Source organism: Streptomyces sp. NPDC004284, from assembly GCF_042874035.1.
In the GTDB taxonomy this organism is placed as follows: Bacteria; Actinomycetota; Actinomycetes; order Streptomycetales; family Streptomycetaceae; genus Streptomyces.
In genome coordinates, this window is sequence record NZ_JBIAMJ010000018.1 from 114690 (window position 1) to 132090 (window position 17401).

Annotated in this window: 18 protein-coding genes and 1 pseudogene; 10 read left to right on the forward strand and 9 right to left on the reverse strand. The window is 70.9% G+C overall.

Annotation, left to right across the window (positions count from 1 at the left end; all coding sequences use genetic code 11):
* The first annotated feature begins 7 nt into the window (after positions 1 to 7).
* Together ACFYUS_RS32910 and ACFYUS_RS32915 are read left to right on the forward strand one after the other, a co-directional pair.
* The gene (locus ACFYUS_RS32910) at positions 8 to 931 is read left to right on the forward strand and encodes a type VII secretion system-associated protein (RefSeq protein ID WP_388860512.1); all 924 of its coding nucleotides are present in this window, start codon (positions 8 to 10) and stop codon (positions 929 to 931) included.
* Between the two features lie 209 nt (positions 932 to 1140).
* Positions 1141 to 2733, forward strand: coding sequence for a ricin-type beta-trefoil lectin domain protein (locus ACFYUS_RS32915; protein WP_388860515.1), 1593 nt, complete (start codon positions 1141 to 1143; stop codon positions 2731 to 2733).
* A gap of 84 nt (positions 2734 to 2817) precedes the next feature.
* Here ACFYUS_RS32915 and ACFYUS_RS32920 read toward each other — a convergent pair whose 3' ends face one another.
* The gene (locus ACFYUS_RS32920) at positions 2818 to 3264 is read right to left on the reverse strand and encodes a DUF6924 domain-containing protein (protein ID WP_388860518.1); all 447 of its coding nucleotides are present in this window, start codon (positions 3262 to 3264) and stop codon (positions 2818 to 2820) included.
* A 607-nt stretch (positions 3265 to 3871) separates the two neighbouring features.
* Between ACFYUS_RS32920 and ACFYUS_RS32925 the strand changes: the two genes are divergently transcribed.
* Positions 3872 to 5413, forward strand: coding sequence for an MDR family MFS transporter (locus ACFYUS_RS32925; protein WP_388860688.1), 1542 nt, complete (start codon positions 3872 to 3874; stop codon positions 5411 to 5413).
* A gap of 45 nt (positions 5414 to 5458) precedes the next feature.
* On the opposite strand, the gene ACFYUS_RS32930 is transcribed toward ACFYUS_RS32925, so the two are convergent.
* Positions 5459 to 5788, reverse strand: a complete 330-nt coding sequence (locus tag ACFYUS_RS32930) for a hypothetical protein (RefSeq protein ID WP_388860706.1) — start codon at positions 5786 to 5788, stop codon at positions 5459 to 5461.
* Here ACFYUS_RS32930 and ACFYUS_RS32935 point away from each other — a divergent pair.
* From ACFYUS_RS32935 to msrA, 5 genes and pseudogenes are all read left to right on the forward strand, one after another.
* Positions 5708 to 6280, forward strand: coding sequence for a response regulator transcription factor (locus tag ACFYUS_RS32935; RefSeq protein ID WP_388860521.1), 573 nt, complete (start codon positions 5708 to 5710; stop codon positions 6278 to 6280). The two genes, ACFYUS_RS32930 and ACFYUS_RS32935, sit on opposite strands and share 81 nt — an antisense overlap.
* Positions 6281 to 6327: 47 nt before the next feature.
* A pseudogene (locus tag ACFYUS_RS32940) lies at positions 6328 to 7088 on the forward strand (aromatic prenyltransferase); the annotation flags it as partial.
* Between the two features lie 175 nt (positions 7089 to 7263).
* Positions 7264 to 7944, forward strand: a complete 681-nt coding sequence (locus tag ACFYUS_RS32945; protein WP_388860524.1) for a class I SAM-dependent methyltransferase — start codon at positions 7264 to 7266, stop codon at positions 7942 to 7944.
* An 89-nt stretch (positions 7945 to 8033) separates the two neighbouring features.
* Complete coding sequence (locus tag ACFYUS_RS32950; protein ID WP_388860691.1) at positions 8034 to 8582, forward strand: CGNR zinc finger domain-containing protein; 549 nt, start codon at positions 8034 to 8036, stop codon at positions 8580 to 8582.
* Positions 8583 to 8676: 94 nt separating this feature from the next.
* The gene (gene msrA / locus ACFYUS_RS32955; RefSeq protein ID WP_388860527.1) at positions 8677 to 9189 is read left to right on the forward strand and encodes a peptide-methionine (S)-S-oxide reductase MsrA; all 513 of its coding nucleotides are present in this window, start codon (positions 8677 to 8679) and stop codon (positions 9187 to 9189) included.
* Between the two features lie 5 nt (positions 9190 to 9194).
* Here the strand turns inward: msrA and ACFYUS_RS32960 are convergent, their stop codons facing one another.
* The gene (locus ACFYUS_RS32960) at positions 9195 to 9941 is read right to left on the reverse strand and encodes a hypothetical protein (protein ID WP_388860530.1); all 747 of its coding nucleotides are present in this window, start codon (positions 9939 to 9941) and stop codon (positions 9195 to 9197) included.
* Positions 9942 to 10230: 289 nt separating this feature from the next.
* Here ACFYUS_RS32960 and ACFYUS_RS32965 point away from each other — a divergent pair, with 289 nt between their 5' ends.
* On the forward strand, positions 10231 to 10737 hold the full coding sequence (locus ACFYUS_RS32965; protein WP_388860532.1) for an SsgA family sporulation/cell division regulator: 507 nt from the start codon (positions 10231 to 10233) through the stop codon (positions 10735 to 10737).
* A gap of 116 nt (positions 10738 to 10853) precedes the next feature.
* Here ACFYUS_RS32965 and ACFYUS_RS32970 read toward each other — a convergent pair whose 3' ends face one another.
* Together ACFYUS_RS32970 and ACFYUS_RS32975 are read right to left on the reverse strand one after the other, a co-directional pair.
* The gene (locus ACFYUS_RS32970) at positions 10854 to 11630 is read right to left on the reverse strand and encodes a GNAT family N-acetyltransferase (protein WP_388860535.1); all 777 of its coding nucleotides are present in this window, start codon (positions 11628 to 11630) and stop codon (positions 10854 to 10856) included.
* A 220-nt stretch (positions 11631 to 11850) separates the two neighbouring features.
* On the reverse strand, positions 11851 to 12054 hold the full coding sequence (locus tag ACFYUS_RS32975) for a hypothetical protein (RefSeq protein ID WP_388860538.1): 204 nt from the start codon (positions 12052 to 12054) through the stop codon (positions 11851 to 11853).
* A gap of 263 nt (positions 12055 to 12317) precedes the next feature.
* Between ACFYUS_RS32975 and ACFYUS_RS32980 the strand changes: the two genes are divergently transcribed.
* A complete protein-coding gene (locus ACFYUS_RS32980; RefSeq protein WP_388860541.1) occupies positions 12318 to 12575 on the forward strand; it encodes a WhiB family transcriptional regulator in 258 nt (85 codons plus the stop codon).
* Between the two features lie 184 nt (positions 12576 to 12759).
* Here the strand turns inward: ACFYUS_RS32980 and ACFYUS_RS32985 are convergent, their stop codons facing one another.
* The 4 genes from ACFYUS_RS32985 to ACFYUS_RS33000 all read right to left on the reverse strand — a co-directional run bounded on the left by ACFYUS_RS32985 (position 12760) and on the right by ACFYUS_RS33000 (position 17336).
* Positions 12760 to 13692, reverse strand: a complete 933-nt coding sequence (locus ACFYUS_RS32985; protein ID WP_388860544.1) for an alpha/beta fold hydrolase — start codon at positions 13690 to 13692, stop codon at positions 12760 to 12762.
* Between the two features lie 219 nt (positions 13693 to 13911).
* Positions 13912 to 15609, reverse strand: a complete 1698-nt coding sequence (locus ACFYUS_RS32990; protein ID WP_388860547.1) for an amidohydrolase — start codon at positions 15607 to 15609, stop codon at positions 13912 to 13914.
* Between the two features lie 211 nt (positions 15610 to 15820).
* Positions 15821 to 16480, reverse strand: coding sequence for a hypothetical protein (locus ACFYUS_RS32995; RefSeq protein WP_388860549.1), 660 nt, complete (start codon positions 16478 to 16480; stop codon positions 15821 to 15823).
* A gap of 292 nt (positions 16481 to 16772) precedes the next feature.
* Positions 16773 to 17336 carry a CGNR zinc finger domain-containing protein gene (locus ACFYUS_RS33000; protein WP_388860552.1) on the reverse strand — a complete coding sequence of 188 codons (564 nt, stop codon included), beginning with the start codon at positions 17334 to 17336 and terminating at the stop codon, positions 16773 to 16775.
* Between the last annotated feature and the right edge of the window lie 65 nt (positions 17337 to 17401).

The following is a 17401-nucleotide window of genomic DNA, read 5'->3' on the forward strand; positions in this document are numbered from 1 at the left end:
CGACCGGATGGCCGATGTGGCCGAGACACCGCAGCACGAAGAACCGCTGGCCGATGTGCCGGACCCGATCCGGGAGGCCGCGCGGGCGGCCCCCGACCACTGGTTCGGCCTGGTCGACCCCGCCTGGCGGGGCGAGGACGCCCCACCGGACTGGGCGGTGGTCGGACAGTACCGGTCCGACGCCAAGGGGGAGGTGGTCGAGTGGCGGTACAACGACGACTACCGGCCCTCCCCGAGCGCGAACGGCTGGCCCGCCCCCACCGATCCGGTCGACGAGGCGATCCAGCTCGCGGCCGCCGGGTACGGCCCGGAGGACGACGTCTTCCGGCTGCTCGCCGACGCGGAGGTCGGCATCATGCTCGCGCCTGACGGCAGCCCCGTCCAGGCATGCAGTCCGGACGGCACTCCTGTCGTTCCGGTCTTCACCTCGGACGCCCAACTCTGGTCCGGCGGACGGTACGCGGGGCGCACCCTCCCGGTACGGGAACTCGTACGTGATCTCGGCGACGCCACGTACCTCTACGTGAATCCCGCGGGCGCGGTCAGCCTGACCGTCTCCCCAGAGCAGCTGGCGACGGACCCGGCGCCCGAGCAGCCCGCGGAGAGCACCGCGGCGGCCCCCCGGACCGAGCCGGACACCGCTCCGGACGACGACGGCTCTCCCGCGGGCGAAGTCCCCGAGAGCGATCCTCCCCACCAGCCCCCGGTCGAACGGGACGACCCCGTACGACGCGTGGAGACCCTCAGCCTGCCCGACGCCGCTCCCGAGGCGGCCGGCGAGCAGGCCCCCGAAGCGGCCGACGAGCACGACACCGAGGTGGCCGCTGAACAGGGCCCCGATCCGGACAGCGACGACCGAAACGTAAGTACCCCATCGGTCTCCTCCACCCAGGAACACCTCGTCAACATCCTCAGCGGTGGAGCCGGCTGACGCTCCGCTCCCCGCACGTTCGACGGAGAACTGCCAGGAGCGATCGGCATACACCAAGGGCGTGAGAAAGGCGTCCACGTGCTGAACACACCTACCCAGGCATAGGTGTGTTCAGCGGAGAGCCCTCGAACCCTAGAATTGAGACTGAACGCCCGCACGTCATCGATCACAGGTGTTCTGAGACAAGTGGCACACCAGGCCGTCCGACCGTGACGTCACACCAGAATGCCGTGTCACGTGTCACACCGAATCATCGGAAAGGTGTCATGACGACTTCCCCATCGAACGACTCTCCCGACGAACCGGCAGCCGTGGCATCCGAGCCGGCCGGGGCAGAGGGCATCGCCGAGACGGAGGGTATCGCCGAGGCCGAGGCGCAGCCGGAGAGCGCCGCCTCGATGGCGGAACGCATCCTGACCCCGGCGCGACCCCAGGGTCGTTCGGCGGTGCCTGCTGCCATGGCCGAGCCCGAGGCCGAAGAACCCGAGCAACAGGAGGGGGAACAGGAGACCGAGGAGGCCGAAGCCGATCCCCCGGCTCTCGACGTGCTCGCGCTCGCGTCCGCCTCCGGGCCGTCGACGAGCACGTCCGAGCCTGCCGCCCGAACGTCCGCCGACCCGAGCGCGACCCCGTCGCCGGACGGAGAAACGTCGAACGCGGACACCGCGAACGCGGAGACGAGCGCGGAAGCAAGTGCGGAAACAAGCGCGGAGACGGCCGCGGAGAGCGCCACCGAATCCGACGACGCCACCGGCGGCTCCGACACAACGGCGGCAAAGGCCGACCCCGGCCGGCCGCACAAGAGCCTGCTCGCGGGTGCCGCCATCGTCGGCGCGCTGCTGATCTCCGTACCCTTCCTGATCAGTGGCGGAGACGGCGACGACAGCCGGTCCTCCGCGAAGCCCGGCGCCACCCCGGGCACGGTCCTGGAAGGCATGGCAAGCGCGGTTCCCGGTGTGGTCGGCTCCGAATCGCCCTCTCCGTCCGTGTCCCCTGCGAAGGGCGGTGCCGGGCCGAAGGGCGTCACCATCACCGGCCCGAACGGCAAGCCCATCGCCGTGACGGGACCGAAGGCAGGGGCAGGTGACGGGAAGAAGCCCACGGGAGGGGGCGGGCCGGTCCGCGTGAACGAGGAACCGGGCAAGCCGCCATCCGGCTCCGGAGGCGCCTCGGGCGGCACCACCTCCGGGTCCGGAGGCACGTCGAGCCACACCTCTTCCAGCTCCGGAAGCACGTCGGGCGGCACCTCCTCAGGCTCGGGAAGCACGTCGACCAGTACGTCCTCCGGCTCGGGAAGTACGTCGGGCGGGACCTCCTCAGGCTCGGGAAGCACGTCGGGCGGGACCTCCTCCGGCTCCGGGACGAAGTCGGACAGCACGTCCCAGACGGCCCCGGGGGAGTCCTGGTCCGGCGGGGTGCAGATCTACGGCCACGCCTCCGGCCGCTGCATCGGGATCGCCAACAGCCCCGGCGCGCCCGTCGGCTCCAAGCTGGTGATCTGGGACTGCTACAACGAGTCCTACCAGCGGTGGAAGTTCGTCAACGGCACCGTGCAGTCCGAGGGAAAGTGCATGAACGTCAGCGGTGGCGCGACGAACAACGGCGCCGTCATCAACTGGACGACATGCAACGGGTCGGGCGCGCAGCAGTTCCGGCTGAACTCGTCGCACGACCTGACCAACCCGCAGTCCGGCAACAAGTGTGTCGATGTCGTCGATCAGCGGACCGACAACGGTGCGCGTCTGCAGTTGTGGCAGTGCGCCGGATCGCCCAACCAGAAGTGGAGCACGCGCACTCCGTAGGCGGCCGAGCCGCCCCGCGCACGTGGGGTGCCCGCTCCCTTGAAAGGGCGGGCACCCCGGGCGTACCGGCGGGGGCCCGGTGGGTCAGAAGCCCCGGAAGACACCGTCCTCCTCGGCGGCGTCGACGAACTCCTCCCAGTCCATGTTGGCGACCGAGATGTTGTTCTCGACGGACCACAGCACCTCCGCGACGACACGCAGTTCCTCGACCCTCGGCCGCGCGTCCCGGTCCTCCCCGTCCTCCTCGTCCTCCCCGCGCACGTGGACGGCCAGCAGAGGCATCCCGGCCTCGGCCATGGCCACCCCGTCCGCCACGATCAGCAGATCGTCCTCGTCGGGCGCGAGCGCGACGAGCTGCTCCGTGGTCAGGCCGCTGTAGGAGGCGTCGTCCACGATGTGCAGACAGGCCAGGTAGGGATCCTCGCCCTCGGCCGGAGTGGTGACCGAGGTGCGCAGGGCCCGCCAGGCCGCCTCGTCGGAGAAGTCGGTACGGATCAGCAGGGTGTTGTCGCTCTGCGGCAGCCTCTTCACGGCCTGGTCTCCTTGTGCGTGAGCGGTGATCACCGGGACGGGCGAGGCCCGGCATACGTGTTCTATACATGCTATGCGCGACAGGTCTTTTCCCATGTGCCTGGTGTGCGCCGCCGCCCCGGAGCCGACAGTCGTCCGACCCAGCACGGAACGGCTCCCGGCACCGGAGACGCAGTCATTCGACGGATGTGTGGGGCGTACAGGTTCCTGGAGACTGAGCGGAGATCGAGCGGGCGCTCGTCGGCCCCGGGCAACCTCCATATGATCGACGGGCTCTTCGGCGTCCAGCGCAGCCGGGTTCCGGCGCTCGCCGCGGCGAGCTGTTCACGCTCCGGCGGAACGCCCTGCCCGCGAAGATCGCCGTCTTCGACAACGGGGCGCTGAACTTCGGCGAGGGTCGAGGTGATGACCGCCCGCCAGATCCTGCGCCGACCCCACCGTGGCAAGACATGTGTCTCGCCGTCGGTCCCTCTCATGGTTGCCTCAAGCGACTGTCCGGCTCGGGCACACCAGCAGACCCCCGAAGGAAGAGATCCTCATGACATCCACCCCGCACGCCGGCGCGCGGGCCTCCACCCACCACGGAACCGGGTCCGCCCACGAGCCCATGACGCACGCACAGATCATGCGCGCGCTGTCCGGGCTGCTGCTCGGCCTGTTCTGCGCCATCCTGTCCTCGACCGTCGTCACGAACGCGCTGCCGAGGATCATCAGCGACCTCGGCGGCGGCCAGTCCGCCTACACCTGGGTCGTCACCTCCTCCCTCCTCGCGGTCACCGCGTCGACCCCCTTGTGGGGCAAGCTGGCCGACCAGTTCAGCAAGAAGGTCCTGGTCCAGTCGGCACTCGTCGTCTACGTCGTCGGCTCCCTGGTGGCGGGCCTCGCGCAGAATCCCGCGACGCTGATCTCCGCCCGGGTCATCCAGGGGCTGGGCGGTGGCGGCCTGTCCGCCCTCGCGCAGGTCGTCCTGGCCGCGATGATCTCCCCGCGTGAGCGCGGGCGGTACTCCGGCTACCTGGGCGCGACCTTCGCCGTCGCCACCGTCGGCGGCCCGCTGCTCGGCGGCGTCATCACCGACACCGACCGGCTCGGCTGGCGCTGGTGCCTCCTCGTCGGCATCCCCTTCGCCGTCGTCGCGCTGTTCGTGCTCCAGCGGACGCTGAACCTGCCGGTGGTCGAACGCCGGGTCGAGGTCGACTGGGCCGGTGCCTTCTTCGTCACCGCCGCCGTCTGCGTCCTGCTGATCTGGGTCACCTTCGCCGACGACGAGTACGCCTGGCTGTCGTGGCAGACGTACACGCTGGTCGGCGCGTCGATCGTGCTGACGCTGATCTTCCTGTTCGTCGAGACGAGGGCCGCCGAGCCGATCATCCCGCTGCGGCTGTTCCGCAACGCCACCATCGCGCTCGCCTCGGCCGCCTCCCTGCTCGTCGGCATCGCGCTGTTCGCGGGCACGGTCTTCCTCAGCCAGTACTTCCAGCTGGCGCGTGGCGAGTCCCCGACCATGTCGGGTGTCCTGACGATCCCGTTCATCGCGGGCCTCTTCGTCTCCTCCACCGTCTCCGGCCGCATCATCACCACGACCGGCAGATGGAAGGGGTGGCTGCTGACGGGCGGTGTCCTGCTCACCGCGGGCCTGGCCCTGCTGGGCATGCTCCGCTACGACACGTCGTACCTCTACACGGCCTCCTGCATGGCGCTGATGGGACTCGGCGTCGGCATGACGCTCCAGAACCTCGTGCTGTGCACACAGAACCAGGTGTCCCCGTCCGACCTGGGCGCCGCGTCCTCCACGGTGACCTTCTTCCGCTCCCTCGGCGGCGCGGTGGGCGTCTCGGTGCTCGGCTCCGTCCTCACCACCCGCATCGGCCACTACGCCCGCGAGACCATCACCGGGCTCGACCCGCAGGACCGGGCGACCGCGGCGAAGGCCGCCGACAACGGCCGACTGCCCGACCTGGCGATGCTGCCCGCCCCGGTCCGCACATGGCTGGAGGGCGCCTACGGGCACGCCATCGGCGACATCTTCCTGTACGGAGCCCCCATCGCCCTGCTCGCCTTCCTGGTGACGCTGTTCATCAAGGAGGTCCCGCTGCGCGCCTCCAGCGGCCTGGACCAGGCGGCCCAGGCACCGGGCGCCGCGCCCTGATCCCCTCCGCCGAGGAGACCAGCCGCAGACGCTCCGGCCCACCGCTCACCCCACCTCGCCGCCCACCGCCCTCGTCACCGCGGCCGCCGACGCCCGCATCCCGGGCCCCAGCACGGCGAGGGCGCCGACGACGCCCGCGCCCGCGAACAGTGCCAGCAGGGTCGCCCACGGTACGGAGATCACCGCACCCTGCTGCCCCGCCACCGCCGCCATCCCGGCCGGCCGGCGCCGCACCCTCCGGGCCCCCGCCCGTCGGCGCCCGAACCCACGCTCACCGCCCGCGAGCCGGACGTCGTGCGACTGGTCGCCCACGGCCGTACCAACGAGGAACTGGCGGCCGACCTGTACGTCTCCCTCTCCACCGTCAAGACGCACCTCGGCAGCGTCCAGCGCAAACCCGCCGCCCGCAACCGGGTCGAGATCGCCGCCTGGGCCTGGGAGAACGGCATCATGGGCACACGGCGGGCGGGGGAGGACCCCAGCGGTCCGGAACGACGGCACGGGCCGATGCACGCATGCTGGTCACCGGGTACCCGTCCCCGCAGGTACCCGGTGACACCGGCCGCGGTCTTCGAGTCCCCTGCCGACCGCGGCCGTCCCGGAGCCCCATACATATGTTTCTCTCTCCGGACACACGGCACGATGAAGCAGTCCGGTGCTTCAGGCCGATGCGTGTGGGAAACACCTTACATGTGTTCGATGTGGAAACCCGGTCCAGGTGTTTCCTCGGACCCATGTGCGCAGGCCCCGAGGCCGGCTCCCGCAGTTCGTCGATCGCCGTCTGCGCGATGTCGATCGACTGATCCCTCAGGTCGGTCGCGGACGGTTCCGTGTCGGGGAGCAGCTCACGGGCGAGCCGCAGGCTGATCATCTGCCGCTGCCGCCGCCCCGAGGGCCGGTCGTACCACCGCGCGGTGCTGGAGCACGGTGAAGACGGCACACAGCGCGGTCGACGCCGCGAGCCCGACGGTGGCGGGGTCGCCGACCCTGGTGTCCCCGCCCTGCGTTCATGGATTGCCTGCCCCCGACAGCCCCAACAGTTCTCCGCAACACGATTCCTGGAAGACGTCCGCACCACGGCGGAGGCGATCGGCGCCCCCTACCCGGAAGCCGCCACCCGGGCCGTGCTGGAGGCGTACGGGCCGGCGTTCGCCGAGGGCGCCGTCCTGTGGAGGGCCACCGACCGCAGTGGCGACGGGCTCAACTACCGCTTCTACGCACGCCGGCCCATGGACAGGTGACCGTGGCCAGGCGGGCGGGGTTCATCGGTGCCGACGATCCGCTCGGCGACCTGGTGCAGGCATGGAACACGCTGTACGACGGCACACCGGAGCAGTCGTGCGACTTCGACGCGGCTCGCGGACTCACCAAGACCCGGCTCTGCCTGGGCGGCACACGGCCCCTGGACGACGTACTCGGCGTCGCCGCCGTACCGGACCCCGTCCGGGAGCACGGCCCCCGTTTCCACCGGCTGGGGCTGGACTACGTACGCCACGTCTGCGTGGACTACAGCCACGGGACGGTCAACCTCTACTTCCGCGCCCGAGGGCCCCTCACCGAGACACAGTGCCGCAGCTTCACCGAGCTCGCCGGCGCCGCCGCTCCGGACGAACGCCTCTACGGGGAGACGACCCGGTTCCTCTCCCAGGGCGCGTACACGTTCTCCGTGACCCTCTCTCCCGACGACGGGACGATCGAGCGGGTCGCCTTCTGCGCGCTGAAGCTCCCCGACGGAAGCCGCCCGAGCGGAGCCACTGCGGCGACCTGGTCTCCCTCATCAAGGGCTGGAACACCTTCTTCAGCCAGTCCGACACCACCGACCCGGTGCTCGCCTCGCGAGGTGAGAAGCGATGACCCGAGCAGCCCGACCGGACTCGGCCCACCTCCTCGGACACTCGCCCACCGAGACCGACCGGCTCGTGCTCCGGGCCCGGCTGTACGACCCGATCACCGAACGGGCCCTGCGGACCGCGGGGCTGCGGCCCGGCACGCGGGTCCTCGACGTCGGCTGCGGTGCCGGGGACGTCACGTTCCTGGCGGCGCGGATCGTCGGGCCCGAAGGCGCGGTCGTCGGAGCCGACGCGGCACCGCGCGCCCTGGAGGTGGCACGTGCCCGCGCCGCCTCCAGAAACCCGGGTCCGGACGGGGAGGCCGAGGCCTCCTTCCGGCAGATGACCCTGCCCGAGGTCGACATCGACCTCGGCGGACCGGTGGACGCGGTGATCGGCCGCCTGGTCCTGGGGCACCTGCCCGACCCGGTCACGGCACTGCGCCGTCTGTCCCGACTGGTGCGGCCCGGCGGGCTCGTCGTCTTCCAGGACTTCGACGACTTCCCGCTGCGCGTGGAACCCCGCACCCCGCTGACCGGCGCCGTCCTGGAGGCCATCGCCGCGGGGCTCACGGGCGACCTCGCGGACACCATCGGCGACGTGGACACCCTGCTCGGCCGCATGCGGGCCGAGACCGCCGAGAAGGACGCGGTGATCATCATGCAGACCGCCGTGACGGCGTGGAGCCGGTCAGAGCGGTGACGGCGATGGAAGCGGGGCCATGGGGGCCCGCCCCTCGAAGGTGCGAGGGCAGGCTTGCATTGTGCGGTGTCACCGTTCAGTATGGTTACGTGAATCATGCCTTTCCCTGTGGGACGCTCTGTCTGGATTTCGTCGGCACGCTGCGGGCGCGGCGCAACGACGCGCCGCTCGAGAAGCTGGCCACGCCCGGACTCCTGGACGACTGGTTCGTGGAGTCGGGGATGATGGATCTGGAGCCCGGCGCGAGCGAGGCCGATGTGATGGTCGCCGTGCAGCTGCGCGAGGCCGTCTACGACCTGGTCGCGGCGCGGCTGGACGGTCGGCCCCTGCCGCCGGAGGCGGTGGCCGAAGTGAATCTGCACGCCTCCGGCCTGCCGGTGACCGTGCGCCTGGGGCCGGACGGCGTCGTGAGCACGGGCCCGGTCGCCCAGGGGCTGGCCTCGCTGGCCCGTGAGACGGTGCAGCTCGTGGGCGGGGACGATGCCGCGCTGCTGCGGGAGTGCGCCCGTCCGGAGTGCACGCAGGTCTACCTCGACCGCTCGCGCGGCCACCGCCGCGAGTGGTGCGCCATGCGGACCTGCGGCAACAGGGTCAAGGCCGCCAACTACCGGGCGCGCCAGCACGCCGAGCAGGCCTGACCACACCGGCCGAGACCCCAAGGGACGGCGCCGACCACCCGAATCGCGTGGTCGGCAGAGGCGATGCGATACGTGAAGAGGAAGGTGACGGACGATGGCCGGCAGTGAGGAAAGGGCCGTACTGGCGGGCGGTTGCTTCTGGGGGATGCAGGAGCTCATACGCAACCAGCCGGGCGTTCTGACGACGCGGGTGGGGTACAGCGGCGGTGACCTGGCCCACCCGACGTACCGCCACCACCAGGGGCACGCGGAGGCCGTCGAGATCGTCTTCGACCGGACGGCGACCGACTACAGGACTCTCCTCGAGTTCTTCTTCCAGATCCACGACCCGAGCACGAAGAACCGCCAGGGCAACGACATCGGGGACAGCTACCGCTCCGCCGTGTTCTACCTGAACGACGAGCAGCGGCAGGTGGCCCTGGACACCATCGCCGACGTCGACGCCTCGGGACTGTGGCCGGGCCCGGTGGTCACCGAGGTCACGCCGGCCGGCACGTTCTGGGAGGCCGAGCCCGAGCACCAGGACTATCTGAGGCTCTACCCGGACGGCTACACCTGCCACTTCCCGCGCCCCGGCTGGCGACTGCCCAGACGAGAAGAGTCCTGACCCGCTCAGCGCGACAGCGAGGCGACGTCTCCCATCACGACGACGGGCGCCTTCGCGGGGTCGAGTGCGCGAAGCAGCTCCTTCATGTGCCGCTTCGCGATGCTGACACACGCATGGGTGGGGCCTCCGTGGTCGACGTGCACCCAGACGCCACCGCCCTTGGCCCTGCCCAGCGGCCGGGTCCAGTCCCGCGGTGACGTGCCGGGCTCGCGGTTGTAGTCGATGGCGACGACGTAGTCGAAGGACCCGGTCAGCGGCTCGCCCTCGAACCCCGTGCCGTTGATCGAGAAGCCGCCGGAGTGGTCGTACGGGAGACGAGCGCCCGGGTCGGGCAGCAGCCCGCCCGCCGCCGTGAGGCCGTAGACCCCCACCGGAGAGCGCAGGTCTCCCAGGCGGTGGTCGCCGGTCCAGCCCTTGAACCCGTTGTGCGCGGGCCAGGAAGCGCCGGCGGGCCGCCACCCCGCGTCCGTACGCTCGTAGAGCCGGGCCGTCGAGGTGGACGCGTCGGCGCCGTCGCCGGTGACGAGCAGGACCTGGCGGGATCCGGCAGGGACGCGGGCCAGCATGGCCGGTCCCACCCCGGGCAGGACACGCGGCGCCGGCGCGTGCTCGACCGTCGTGGCGGGGAACTCCGGGAGACTGACGGCGAGGGGCTTCCGCACGGGCTCGGGGGCCCGGGACGCCGAGCCCGTGCCGCCTCCGACGGCGCAGCCACTCAGCGCGACCACGGAGCCGAGGACCACGCCGAGCACGGGGCCGTAGCGGCTCGACGGGCGGAAGGTGCGGGCGGGACACGGCCGCCGCCTTTGCGGGGTGCGTATGTGATTCACACCTGTGCAACAGCCTGGACCCCGCCCGGGGTTCACTCGGACATGATCCGAGCGTCCCCACCGGTCCGGCGCCCATGGGCCCGGCCGGATGACTGACCGGCAGGCGTCTCGGTGCCGCACCACGCATCAGGGTCAGGTGACGGATGCCGTGGCGGTCCTGGTGCGGGAGGGTCGGAGGGCGGGATCTCGGACCACGGAAGGGAGGACTGCCATGAACGGGGAACAGGCCGGTGTCCGGGCAGGCCGGACGGGGGCGGGGGAGCCGCCGGTGCTCCGTCTGGACGTTCGGCGGGTACTGGACGGTGTGCCGCTGCTGCCCGTCCGGGCCGAGTTCAGGTTCGAGACGTCGTCGCCGATGCTGGTGACGGTGACGTTCACTCCGTGGCGCGGGCAGGGCGTGACGTGGCGCATCGGCCGTGAGCTGCTGTACCTGGGCTTGTACGAGGAGAGCGGCGAGGGCGACGTGCAGGCGTGGCCGGTGCGGGGAGAGGCGGGGGAGACGGCCGCCTGGCTGCTGTTGGAGTCGAGGACGAGCAGCGCGGTGTTCGAACTGCCGGTCGCGGAGGTCGAGGCGTGGCTGGACGCCACGTACGCACTCGTACCGGCGGAGGCGGAGGCCCAGCCCCTGGACTGGGACGCCTTCCTCGGCGAACTGCAGGACGCCGGTGGACGTTCCGGCGACTGCTCCTCAGGCCCGGGCCGGGGCACAGTCACCTGACTGATGTGCGACCGGAAGGGACCGAAGGGACGGGAGATCCGGATGAGGCCCGGGGACCGACACCGGAGCGCACCGGCGGGGGCGGGCCGCCGCCGGCCCGCCCCCGCCGACGGACGTCACGGGGTGAAGGCCGTCCAGGACTCCTCGATGTGGAATCCGGCGCGCTCGAAGAGCGGCACCGCCTCCTCGCTGGAGTGGAGGTATGCCACGCGCGCCCCGGCGTGCGTGGCGTCCCGCACGATCCCGTTGGTGATCGCCCGGGCCAGGCCGAGGCGCCGGTACGCGGGAAGCGTGCCGATGTTGGCGAGCCCGACGTGCTGCTCGGTGACGATTCCCAGCCCGGCCGCCACGGGCTCCCCGTCCACTTCGGCGAGATAGGCGTGGACGAAGGGCAGGCTGAGCACGGCAGGCGTGTAGAGGCTGGTGATGATCGCGGGTGGGGCACCGAACGCGCCACCGAGAACCTCGGCGAAGGTCTGGGACTCGTCGCTTCGCAGGGGCCGCACCAGGCCGGTGGCCCCGCCGCTGCCCGTCACGCCCCGATCGCCCGTCAGCCGGCGCAGCATGAAGGGCTGCTGGGAGACCGTGCCGAGTCCGTGGGCGACGGCCAGCCTGACCAGAGCCCCCTCCGGCTTCCCCCGCAGCCGGATGCTCCAGGGCAGTCCCTGCGCCTGCTTCGCGGCGTTCTCGCACAGCAGGCCGATCTCCGTGGTGTCCGGTGCGGCAGCCACGCTGACGATCCCGTTCAGCGCGGGAATCCGCGAGCGGGTGAAGGCCAGCAGGGCGCCGCCGGGACCATGCTCGACGAAGCCGTTCGGAAGCGATTCGGCGAGAGCCTGGACCGCCGCCCGGAATGCTCCGGCGGCCTGGCTCACCACATCTCGATTATCCATATGTGTGAGTGTAGCCCGACACACATGTTTCTTCTCGGGTGGCCGAAACATATCAGTGAGCCCACGCCCCGGTCGGGGGATGCCGGAGCGTGGGCTCACGCCCGCGCCTCGTCGCCGAGGCGCGGGAGTCTCACCTGCCTGGTGAACGAGGGACGGAGCCGGCGGGTTCACGCGAGATCGCGGAGCCCTCGCCTCCTCGACGCCCCTTGCGGATCGTTCCTCAGAAATCCGTTGCCGCCGGTCCGTACCCCCACATCGGCACCGTCGCCGACCAGGCCCAGAGGCGCGTGGCGTCGAGCCGTGTGTCGGCACCGAAGGCAGGGGCAGGCCCGTCGGGGGCCGTACGACGCGTGTCGTCATCGCGGCCGGCGATCGACAGCCGCTCCTCGGCGTCGCCTTCCTCGGTGTACGTCGTGAGACCCATGTTCTCGCCCGTCTGTCCGGTCGGCCCACCCCTGGTGAGCGACGCCGATGTCTGCCGTGGCTGCGGGAAGCGGGTCCCGTGCCGGGGGAAGTGGCACGGGACCCGCCGTTCGCGGGGTAACCCATCTAACTGGTTACGCATTGATGGTAGACACGGGACTGGTAACCCGTCAAGACGGTTCCCTTGACCCGAGTGGCCGACTATTGTGCCTTGTGCGCACACGTATTCCTGAAAAGGGTGACTGCCCGGCAGAAGGAGCAGCTATGAACACAAGCACAGTCCCCGTCTTCACGACCACGGGCGCCGAGCCATGTGTGGGACTGGACGTCTTCTTCCCCGACGACTACCACGACAACCGAGAGGTGATCCGGGCCAAGGCGCTCTGCCGAACCTGTCCTGTCCTGCGGGAATGTCGGGCATGGGCCCTCGACAACCCCGCTCTCGCCTCGCACGGGATCTGGGGAGGGCTGACGCCGAAGCAGCGCAGTGCCTATCGCCGCCCTGTGCCGGCCCGCACCTGACGTCCCCTCGGCCCCTGTCTCCGAGAGCACTCGATTTCCCGGTTCAGAGCCACGGCGAGGCCTACGCGAGGGACCGAAGGGACCGGAATCGTCCATCGTGACGCGCACGCGGGTCCGCCGACCGAGGCATGTCGGTGCCAGACCCGGCGCACACCCGTCGGCTGCCGACACATGGGAGACTGTCTCACGGCCCGCACATGCCGTCGGTGGCGATCACGAAATCGAGAACCGCGTCTCGGAAGAGCTCGGGCTCCTCGATGTGGCCCAGGTGCCCGCTGTTCTCCAGGACGACCAGCCGGGATCCGTGGATCAGCTCGTGGAGCTCCTGGGACCAGCGCGGACCGCAGATGACATCGTGCCGGCCCACGACGACCAGCGTCGGAAGCTCCAGCCCCTTGAGTGCGGCGCGGTCGTCGACGAGGTCCGGCCAGAGGTCCTCGTCGAGACCCGAGACGAACGTGGCGCGCAACGCGTCCCGGACGGGGCCGAACCGCTCCTCGTCGGCCCAGTAGTCCGCGAAGTACGAGGGCGGCACGCCCCGGGCCACGGCGAGGGTCGAGTCGTCGTCCGCGATCGAGGACATCGCGTCGAACGCCTCCAGAACCCCGGCGAGACCGGGGTGCCCGGCGTGCTCGGCCGCGAACTCCCGCACCCTGCGCCCGGCTTCCTCACCGTGTTCGGGACCGGTGACGGGTGCGCCCCCGTACAGCACGACCCCCGCCAGCCGCTCCGCGCGGTGCAGGGCGTGGTGGGCGGCGACGAAGGCGCCGTGCGAGTGCCCGAGGAGGTACACCTCGTCCACGCCCAGCCGGTTGACCAGCACCTCCAGGAAGCGGCTGTACCGGTCTCGGGTGTATCCGTGCGGGTGGGAGGGGAGCCGCCCGGATTCACCGGTGCCGACGGGCTCCACGTAGACCATGGTCAGGTGCCGCTCCAGCAGAGGCATCCGCAGGTACTCCCAGAAGATGCCGGGGCCGCCGGAGTGGACCACGCAGACGGGGCCGGCGCCGTGCACGTGATAGCGCTGCGCGATTCCGCCGACCTCGAAGGAATGGGTGCCGTGGGACAGCGGGCCGTTCGGCTCCCGGCCGGCGGCGGTGCGCGTCGGGGTGTTCATGGAGGTCTCCCTGCGGTGAGTAGGCGACTGACACCGACAGGACGGAGCGGAGACCCCGAAGTTCGATTTCCTCGGCATGTCCTGCGTCACACCGCGCGGACGGCCGTCGCCGTTCCGTGGGCGGGCCGGAGCCCCCCGTCCGCCGCGCAGGGAGGAGGACGCGGGGGGCGGGGGCGCGGTGGACGGGGGTGCGGGAGGGACGGACCCGGGCGAGGGCCGTCAGGTCACGGGCGGAAGGACGGGGCCGGTGGTGCCGAGCTGCTCGGTGGCGATCACCGGCGGCACCGGCCACGTCACCCCCTCCGGCGGCCAGCTCTGGCCGGTGGCCCTGAGGAAGCGCGCCGGCGGCTCGTACAGGGGCGGCTGGGTGCCGTCGGGGATCATCGAGGCCCAGGAGACGCCCTCGGTGCGGTCCTTGAACTCCTGCTTCATGGCGTCGAGCAGCGCGGGCTGCTCGATCAGGTCGATCGCGCTCGCCGCCAGGTAGCGGGCGGCGGACAGCAGCGCCTGGTGGCCGATGTTGGTGGCCGCCGTGGCGGTGACTCCCCAGTTGTGGTTCGGGATGCCGGGCGGGTACGCGGCGGACAGCAGGACCGCGGTGGGCGCCTGCCAGCTGATGTCGGCCGTGTCGGTGGCCAGACCGCCCGTGTAGGCGGCGGCGGGGGGTGCCAGCGGGGTCAGGCCCGTCGGCATGCCCACCTCGGGCTTGCCGAGCGACTTCTGCACGGCCTTCGCCAGGGCGTGGTCCGCGTCGGTGAACCGGGGGGCGCCGATCTGCCGCATGTTGTCGTTGAGCAGCTCCGCGCCCGCCTTGTTGGCCAGCAGGTTCCAGGTGGCGGCGTGGAACTTGTGCACCAGACGGGTCTGGCTGGCCTGGGCGGCCGCCTTCGCGCACTCCACGATCTTGTCGTACAGCACCCGGGCGCGCGCCGGACTGCCCTCGCGGACGAAGAACCAGATGGAGCACATGTCCGGGGTCACGTTGGGGGCGCCGCCACCGTTGATGATCGCGTAGTGGAACCTGCCGGACGGGGCGACGTTCTTCTCCCGCAGGTACTCCGACATCGTCGCCATCAACAGGGCGCCGTCCAGACCGCTCTTGTTGCCCAGGGGGGTGCCGCCGTGCCCCGAGGCGCCCAGGAAGGTGAAGGTCGCCGATATCAGGGCGCTGGTGGTGTTCCAGAACGGCACCGTGATGGTGAACGGATGCCAGTCCAGGAAGGCGTCCAGGCCGTCGTACACGCCCTCCTTCACCGCGTACGCCTTGCCGACGAGCTGCTCCTCGCCCGCGCTGCCGAACAGCTTGACGGTGGCCTTCAGGCCGTTGGCGCGGATCGCCTGCGCGACGGCGATGGCGGCGGCCGTGCCGCCCGCGCCGAGGGTGTTGTGCGCGTCGCCGTGACCGGCGCCGTAGGTCGGCCCGTAGGCGTCGTAGTGGTAGACCAGCGGGTCGTGCGAGGTGGCGCCCTTCTTCTGGGAGAGTCCGGGCAGGGCGTCGTACTCGGCGTTGAAGCCGATCACGGGCCCCTCGGTGCCGTAGGTGGCCACGAAGGCGGTCGGGAAGCCCGCCGAACCCCACTGGACGGTGAAGCCGTTCGCCTTGAGCAGTGAGGCGGTGGCGAGGGAGGACTTCCACTCGCGCAGGGACAGCTCCGCGTGCTGCCACACGTCGTCGCTCAGCTTGGTGACCGCGCCCTCGTTCGCGCTGATCCAGTCGAGGGCGGTCTGCTTGGCCGCCGTGCTCACGGCCAGTCCCTCGGGCGCCTGGTAGGTGGCGGGGGAGACGCCGGTCTTCTCGTCGTACCCGAGGGTCGCCGCGAGCACCGGATCGGCCTGGAGGATGGCCGCGGTGGTCGCGGTGGCGCTCAGCCCGAACATCTTGAGCAGGCGCCTGCGGCCCATGTCGAGATTGCTCATGCGGTCGTCTCGTTCCTCGCTCTTGGGGGAAGGGCGGCTGACAGTCGGACGAGGAAGACCTCGGACGCTCCCCTTCGGCGGTCAGGGACGACGGCCCGTCACCGGTGCCGATCCGCGAACGAAGGGGACACCTCACAACTCCTGTGCCCCGCACCGGAATTGCCGACCCATATGTGTGCGACGGAGTATGTCACACACATGTGCCGAATCCCTATGATGCCGATGCCGATGCCGATGCCGATGCCGATGCCGATGCCGATGCCGATGCCGATGCCGATGCCGATGCCGATGCCGATGCCGATGCCGATGCCACGTCCGCGCCTCGACCGGACTCGGCGATGGTGTACGTCACGGACCGCTGCCGCTTGTGACGCAGGATCTGCCCCTTGGCCGCGAGTGACTCCAGCGTGTTGCGTACGACCTGCGGGGTGGGGTTGCGGTTCGGGTGCTTCTCCAGCAGCTCGTCCCGCAGCTCCTTCGCCAGGCGCGGCTCGCGGCGACTGTCGAGCAGAGCCATCAGGAGGTCTCCGAGCAGAGGCGGCCGCGACTTCCCCTTCGCGGCGGCTCGTGCCGCCCTTCCGCCGGGCGCCGTGTCCCGTACGGGTGTGACCGGGGGCTCGGCGGATGTCCGGGGCTTCCCCGTCCCGTGGAGTACGGGCTCGGCCTGAGCCTGTTCGGGCAGGGGCGGGGGCTCCGACAAGCCCTCGTACCGTTCGGCCAGGTGGAGGATGTTGATCAGGAGGGTTTCCTCCTGCTTCAGCAGCTCCGTCTTCTTGGCCAGCTCCAGCTGACGCCGGCGGTTCTCTTCAAGATCCGATGCGGCCTGATCGACGAGCCGCGCTCGGAGTCTGGAGGTTGACTGATGGGCCACGACCGTTCACTCCCTGGTAATGGATGGCGCTGCGCATGGTACCCACGCCGGAGTCTCCGCGCAGGAAAGTACGTGTGCGCAGGACGCTTGCGCGGTGCAGTGCCACCCACGACACATGGGGCGGCGCAGCGGGTCCTTCGGAAGGACATGCCCCCGAAACATGTCTGCGAATCCCCGACGCCCGGCTCGGCACGCGGCCTCCTCCACACGTCGGCCGTGGCCTCCGCGGTGACGGGGCTGACGGGTCCCGTCACCGCGCGCGGCTCATGTCGTCCGGCCGGTGCCGGGTCCGTCAGCGAACGGTCAGGACGGGTGCCTGCCTCTTGCGGGCGCGGTAGGCGGCCGCTTTGAACCTGTTCCCGCAGGACTCCATGCCGCACCAGTGCCGTCTCGCGCCCCGCGAACGGTCGATGTAGACCCGCGTGCATTCCGGGTTGCCGCATTCCTTCAGCAAGGGGGCATCAGGGCCGCCGAGCAGTTCGACGGCGCTGCGGGCCACGGTGGACAGGGCTTCTTGCGGGGTCGCCGTCGTCAGCCTGCCGGGCGGGGCGAGTTGCGGCTGAGCGGCCGGCCCGCGGGCCGCTTCGTTCACCACGGAGACCGCGGTCTCGTCGTACGGCCTGCCGTGGCGCCGGTCCGTGACCAACCGGTAGACGGCCTCGCGCACGATGCGTGCCCGTTCGAGGTCGGCTTCCGTGCAGGGGCTGAGGGCGTCCACGAGTCCGGACGCCAGATACCAGGATGCGAGTCGTGCCGGTGCCGTGAGCACCTCGGTTCCGGACGAGCGTCGCGCGCGGAGCGTGGCGGCGAAGTCCAGTGCGGGATCACCACACACGAAGACGTGTCTGAATGTCATGTAACCACTCTGGCAGGTTACTACATGTCGAGCAAGAAGCCGTACGTTGACGCGCATGTCCACAC